The 5,760-nt window shown below is 72.2% G+C and carries 6 protein-coding genes; all 6 read right to left on the bottom strand.

Annotation, left to right across the window (positions count from 1 at the left end; translation table 11 throughout):
- Positions 1–195: 195 nt before the first annotated feature.
- Complete coding sequence (gene aroQ / locus HY68_RS22655; RefSeq protein ID WP_041996846.1) at positions 196–636, bottom strand: type II 3-dehydroquinate dehydratase; 441 nt, start codon at positions 634–636, stop codon at positions 196–198.
- A 26-nt stretch (positions 637–662) separates the two neighbouring features.
- Complete coding sequence (gene aroB / locus HY68_RS22650) at positions 663–1,754, bottom strand: 3-dehydroquinate synthase (protein WP_041991652.1); 1,092 nt, start codon at positions 1,752–1,754, stop codon at positions 663–665.
- Positions 1,751–2,293: a shikimate kinase gene (locus tag HY68_RS22645; protein ID WP_041991650.1), complete on the bottom strand. Its 543-nt coding sequence runs from the start codon at positions 2,291–2,293 to the stop codon at positions 1,751–1,753. Before HY68_RS22645 ends, aroB begins: the two co-directional genes overlap by 4 nt.
- Positions 2,290–3,474 (bottom strand): chorismate synthase, encoded by a 1,185-nt coding sequence (gene aroC / locus HY68_RS22640; RefSeq protein ID WP_041991647.1) that lies wholly within the window; start codon positions 3,472–3,474, stop codon positions 2,290–2,292. Before aroC ends, HY68_RS22645 begins: the two co-directional genes overlap by 4 nt.
- Before the next feature lie 136 nt (positions 3,475–3,610).
- Positions 3,611–4,471 carry a shikimate dehydrogenase gene (locus HY68_RS22635; RefSeq protein WP_041991646.1) on the bottom strand — a complete coding sequence of 287 codons (861 nt, stop codon included), beginning with the start codon at positions 4,469–4,471 and terminating at the stop codon, positions 3,611–3,613.
- On the bottom strand, positions 4,446–5,760 hold a 1,315-nt coding region (gene mltG / locus HY68_RS22630; RefSeq protein ID WP_041991644.1), incomplete at its 5' end, for an endolytic transglycosylase MltG. The genes HY68_RS22635 and mltG, both read right to left, overlap by 26 nt.

Raw genomic sequence — 5,760 nt, 5'->3', positions numbered from 1 at the left:
CCAGTGCGCGGGCGGCGGCCCGGGAGGCGCTCCGGGGGGCGGCGGTTCGGCCGCCCACCCGCCGGATCCGTCGACCGGTCCCCGGTGAGGCGGCAGCGGACCACCCACTGCGTGCTGCATGCGGTGCCACTCCGTCTCGTACGACTAAGCCGGCCTCACGGCCGATTGCTACCGAACGGTACCGCCTCGGCCGGGTCAGCCGGTCAACTCCTCGGCGAGCGCCCGCAGTGCGAGCCGGTAGGAGCCGATGCCGAAGCCGGCGACCGTACCGCTCGCCACGGCGGCGACCACCGAGGTGTGGCGGAATTCCTCCCGTGTGTACGGATTCGAGATGTGCACCTCGATGAGGGGCGCCGTGCGCTGCGCCGCCGCGTCACGCAGCGCGTACGAGTAGTGCGTGAACGCACCCGGGTTGAGAACGACCGGAATTGATCCGTCCACCGCTTCGTGCAGCCAGCGGATCAGCTCGCCCTCGTCGTTCGTCTCGCGTACGTCGACGTCGAAGCCCAGCTCCTTGCCGAGGGTGCGGCAGGTGTCGACCAGACCCGCGTACGAGGTCGCGCCGTACACGTCGGGCTCACGGGAGCCGAGCCGGCCGAGGTTGGGGCCGTTGATGACCAGGACCCGCCGGGTCACCTGCTCGTCGCCCACCTGCTCGTCGCTCACGCCGACACCTCGCCGTAGGCGGCGAGCAGCACCGCCGGGTCGGGGCCTTCGAGGACGGTCGGCTTGGCAAGGCCGTCGAGGACGATGAAGCGCAGCAGGTCGCCGCGTGACTTCTTGTCGACCTTCATGGTCTCCAGCAGCTTGGGCCACTGGTCGCCGCGGTAGGTCAGCGGCAGACCCACGGACTCCAGCACCGAGCGGTGCCGGTCGGCCGTCGCGTCGTCGAGGCGCCCGGCGACCCGGCCCAGTTCGGCGGCGAAGACCATGCCGACGGAGACGGCGGCGCCGTGCCGCCACTTGTAGCGCTCGTTCTTCTCGATGGCGTGCGCGAGGGTGTGGCCGTAGTTCAGGATCTCCCGCAGTCCGGACTCCCTGAGGTCGCTGGAGACGACCTCGGCCTTGACCCGGATCGACCGCTCGATCAGTTCGGCGGTGTGCGGACCCGCGGGGGTGCGGGCGCCTTCGGGATCCGACTCGACCAGGTCGAGGATGGCCGGGTCGGCGATGAAGCCCGCCTTGATGATCTCGGCCATGCCGCTGACGTAGTCGTGGACACCGAGCGAGTCCAGCGCCGCCAGGTCGCAGAGCACCCCGGCGGGCGGGTGGAAGGAGCCCACCAGGTTCTTGCCCTCGGCGGTGTTGATGCCGGTCTTGCCGCCGACGGCCGCGTCGACCATGCCGAGCACGGTCGTCGGTACGGCGATCCAGCGCACCCCGCGCAGCCAGGTCGCCGCGACGAACCCGGCGAGGTCCGTGGTGGCCCCGCCGCCGACGCCGACGATGACGTCGCTGCGGGTGAAGCCGGTCTGGCCGAGCGCCTTCCAGCAGTAGGCGGCGACCTCGACGGTCTTGGCCTCCTCCGCGTTGGGCAGCTGGACGGCGATGGCCTCGTACCCCTGGTCCGCCAGGTCCTGGCGCAGCGCCTCGCCGGTCTCGGCCAGCGCCTCGGGGTGCAGCACGGCGACGCGCTTCGCGCGGCCGATGAGCCCGGGCAGCTCGCCCAGCAGCTGCCTGCCGACCAGCACCTCGTACGGGTCGGTGCCGGCCGTGCCGCCGATCTGGATACGGGTGACTGCCTGTGCGGTCATGCTTTCCTCAGTTCGAGTGCGTCGAGGACGGCTTCGGCGACCTCTTCGGGGGTGCGGTCGTCCGTCGCGACCACCGCGCGCGCCACCCCGGTGTAGAGATGGCGGCGGGCCTCCATCAGCTTCTTCCACTCCTGGCGCGGGTTGACCAGCAGCAGCGGGCGTGCCGTGTTGAGGCCGACCCGCTTCATCACTTCGGTCACCTCGACCGACAGGTAGACGACGGGCAGCCCGGTCAGCAGCTCGCGGGTGGTGTCGTCCAGGATCGCGCCGCCGCCGAGCGCCAGGACACCGGTGTGCTCGGTGAGCGCGCGGCGTACGGCTTCGCGTTCCAGCCCGCGGAAGTACGGTTCGCCCTCGTCGACGAAGATGTCGGCGATCGTGCGGTCGTGCGCCGTGACGATGTCGGCGTCGCTGTCCCGGTAGCCCACGCCGAGCTGGTCGGCGAGCAGTTCCCCGACGACGGACTTGCCCGCGCCCATCGGTCCCACCAGTACGACGACGGGTCCCGCCGAGGTGCCCGAAGGCTCCTGGTCGCTCATCGGATCACCAGATTCTCCAGGTACGAACGGACATTGCGGCGGGTCTCGGGGACGCTGTCGCCGCCGAACTTCTCGGCGACGGCGTCGGCGAGGGTCAGCGCCACCATGGCCTCGGCGACGATGCCGGCCGCCGGCACCGCGCACACGTCGGAGCGCTGGTGGTGCGCCTTCGCCGCCTCGCCGGTGGCGACGTCGACGGTGGCGAGCGCGCGCGGCACGGTCGCGATGGGCTTCATCGCGGCCCGTACCCGCAGCAGCTCGCCGGTGGTCAGACCGCCCTCGGTGCCGCCGGAGCGTCCCGAGGCGCGCCTGATGCCGTCGTCGGTCACCAGGATCTCGTCGTGGGCCTGCGAGCCGGGCACCCGGGCCAGGTCGAAGCCGTCGCCGACCTCGACGCCCTTGATGGCCTGAATGCCCATCAGCGCGGCGGCGAGCCGGGCGTCGAGCCTGCGGTCCCAGTGGACGTGCGAGCCGAGGCCGACGGGCACGCCGTACGCCAGGACCTCGACCACTCCGCCGAGCGTGTCACCGTCCTTGTGGGCCTGGTCGATCTCGGCGACCATCACCTTGCTCGCGTCGGCGTCGAGGCAGCGCACCGGGTCGGCGTCCAGCCGCTCGACGTCGGAGGGGGTCGGGAGGACGCCGTAGGGCGCCTTGGCCCCGGCCAGCTCGACCACGTGCGAGACGACCTCGATGCCGGCCGTCTCCTTCAGGTACGAGCGGGCGACGGCGCCGAGCGCGACGCGGGCGGCGGTCTCGCGGGCGCTGGCGCGCTCCAGGACGGGCCTGGCCTCGTCGAAGCCGTACTTCTGCATCCCCGCGAGGTCGGCATGGCCGGGCCGGGGGCGGGTCAGCGGGGCGTTGCGGGCCAGTTCGTCGAGGATGGCGGGGTCGACGGGGTCGGCCGCCATGACCTGCTCCCACTTGGGCCACTCGGTGTTGCCGACCATGATCGCGACGGGCGAGCCCATGGTGAGGCCGTGCCGCACACCGCCGAGGAAGGTGACCTCGTCGCGCTCGAACTTCATCCGCGCGCCGCGCCCGTAGCCGAGCCGCCGCCGGGCGAGGTGGTCGGCGACGATGTCGGTGGTGATGGGCACACCGGCGGGAAGGCCCTCCAGCGTCGCGACGAGTGCGGGGCCGTGCGACTCCCCCGCGGTCAGCCAGCGCAACCTGCTCAACGGTGCTCCTCTTGCTCGCGCCTGGAATGCGGTGGCGCGGCCGGGTGCGCGGCCCTGGCCCGCCGCTCCCGATCCTCCCACGTGCGGGCCGGTGACCCGGCCCGCGGTCCAGGAAGCGGACGGTACGCCGGGCCGGTCAGCGGGCGCGCAGGGCCCGCTCCCCCGCCTCGCGCATCGCGGCGAGCGGTGCGGGGGTACGTCCCGTCATCTGCTCGACCTGGAGCACCGCCTGGTGCACCAGCAGGTCGAGGCCGCCGACGACCGGTCCGCCGGCCGCCGCCCAGGCGGTCGCGAGCGGGGTGGGCCAGGGCTCGTACAGCACGTCGAAGAGCGTGCCGGGGCTGCCCGGCACCAGCGGCGCCAGCTCGTCCGTCGCGCCCGCCGGGGTCGTCGCGATGACCAGCGGCGCCTCGAACGCGTCGGCAGCCGCAGTCCAGTCGGCGGTGCGGACGTCGACACCCAGCCGCTCGCCCCAGCCACGCATCTCGGCGGCGCGGGCGGCGCTGCGTACGTACGCGGTGACCGGTCCCGTGCAGACGCGGGCGAGCGCGGCGAGCGCCGACGAGGCCGTGGCGCCCGCGCCGAGTACGGCGGCCGAGCCGACCGTGGTCACCCCGCGCTCGCGCAGCGCGGCGAGCATGCCGGGGATGTCGGTGTTGTCGCCGGTGCGCCGGCCGTCGGCGTCGAACACCACCGTGTTGACGGCCTCCACCGAAGCCGCGGTGTCGGTGATCTTGTCGAGCAGCGGGATGACGGCGCGCTTGAGCGGCATGGTCAGGGAGAGACCCGCCCACGCCCGCCCGTCACCGTCCCGGCCGAGTCCTTCGAGGAACGCGGGCAGCCCCGCCTCGGCCACCTCGAAGCGGTCGTACGACCAGCCGTCGAGGCCGAGTTCGGCGTAGGCCGCCCGGTGCAGGACGGGCGAGAGGGAATGTGCGATGGGCGAGCCGAGCACGGCCGCCCTGCGCCCCTCAGCCGCCGAGGCCCTTGTTGTCATTGAACTTGTCCTTGAGCTTCTCGAACTCGGCGTTCGTCTTGGCGAACTCGGTCTTGTCCGCCCCGTCGGTCGCCACGAAGTACATCCAGCCGTCACTGGTCGGGTTGACCGCGGCGGCGAGGGCGTCGGGGCCGGGGTTGCCGATGGGGCCTGGCGGCAGCCCCTTCACCGTGTACGTGTTGTACGGGTCGTGGTTGCCGTTGACCTCGGCCTCGGTGAGGTCGATCTTGCTCTGGCCCTTGAGGTAGTTGAAGGTGGAGTCGAACTGGAGCAGCTGGTTCGTCTCCGTGTTGGTGGGCTTGAGCCGGTTGTAGACGACCTCGGACATCTTGCGGAAGTCGTCGTGCGTCTTGCCCTCGGCCTGCACGAGGCTGGCGACCGTGAGCAGCTGCCACGGATCCCGCAGCCCGCGCTTCTCGGCCTCGCCCACCAGGTCGGCCTTGGTGTACGCGTCGTCGGCCCGGGTCACCATCTGCTTCAGGGCCGCCTCGGGTTTCGTCCCCTTGGCGACCCCGTAGTTCCCTGGCAGCAGGAAGCCTTCGAGCGGGTCTTTTATCTTGCCGTTGTTCTGCGCCCAGTCGGGCAGGCCGAGCGTCTTGAGCTGCGACTTGGCAACGGCCTTGGTCGTGCCGTCCTTGACGCCCAGCCGTTTGTCGATCGCCGCGTAGACCTGACCGTTGCGCCAGCCCGGAGCGACGATGAGGACGTCCTGGCTCTTGGGGTCCAGCATCTTCGTGACGGCGTTCTGCCCGGACATGCCGGTGCCGAGGGTGTAGACGCCCGCCTGGATCGTGTCGCCCTTGGGGTTGTCCTTCTGCGCCTCGACGAACGCGCCCTGGCTCTTGACCACGCCGCCCTTCACCAGCAGCGCGGCGATCTCGGCGCCCGAAGCGCCTTCGGGCACCACGATCTGGACCGCGCCCGTACCGCTGCCGGAGAAGTCCGGCGGCGGGCCGAAGCGGTCCTGGTAGAAGTTGTAGCCGACGTAGCTGACGCCACCGACCACGCCCAGCAGGACCACGGCGACGACGAGACAGGCCCGGCCGCTGCGGCCCTTCTTCTTGCCGTCGCCACGGCGGTCGCCGTCGCCCCCGTGGTCGTCGTACGCGTCGTCGGACTCGTCGTACCGGTCGTCGTCCTCGTCACGCCGGCCCCTGGCGGGGACGGGGGTGTCGGCGCCGGTGAAGAAGGGGTGCGTCTCCTCCGGCTGCGGGCCGTCCCAGTCGTTCTCCGGCTCGGGGCGGCGCTGCCCTGCGGCGGGCCCTGCCTGGCCACGGCCGGGCGGCGGC

Origin of the sequence: Streptomyces sp. AcH 505, from assembly GCF_000818175.1 — a bacterium.
Taxonomy (GTDB): domain Bacteria; phylum Actinomycetota; class Actinomycetes; order Streptomycetales; family Streptomycetaceae; genus Streptomyces.
This window is presented reverse-complemented; position numbering and strand designations above follow the sequence as displayed.

What these genes read in the sequence shown, in the direction of transcription:
- aroB (WP_041991652.1), bottom strand. Translation starts at nt 1,754, where the DNA reads ATGACCGCACAGGCAGTCACCCGTATCCAGATCGGCGGCACGGCCGGC.
- HY68_RS22635 (WP_041991646.1), bottom strand. Translation starts at nt 4,471, where the DNA reads ATGACAACAAGGGCCTCGGCGGCTGAGGGGCGCAGGGCGGCCGTGCTC.
- HY68_RS22645 (WP_041991650.1), bottom strand. Translation starts at nt 2,293, where the DNA reads ATGAGCGACCAGGAGCCTTCGGGCACCTCGGCGGGACCCGTCGTCGTA.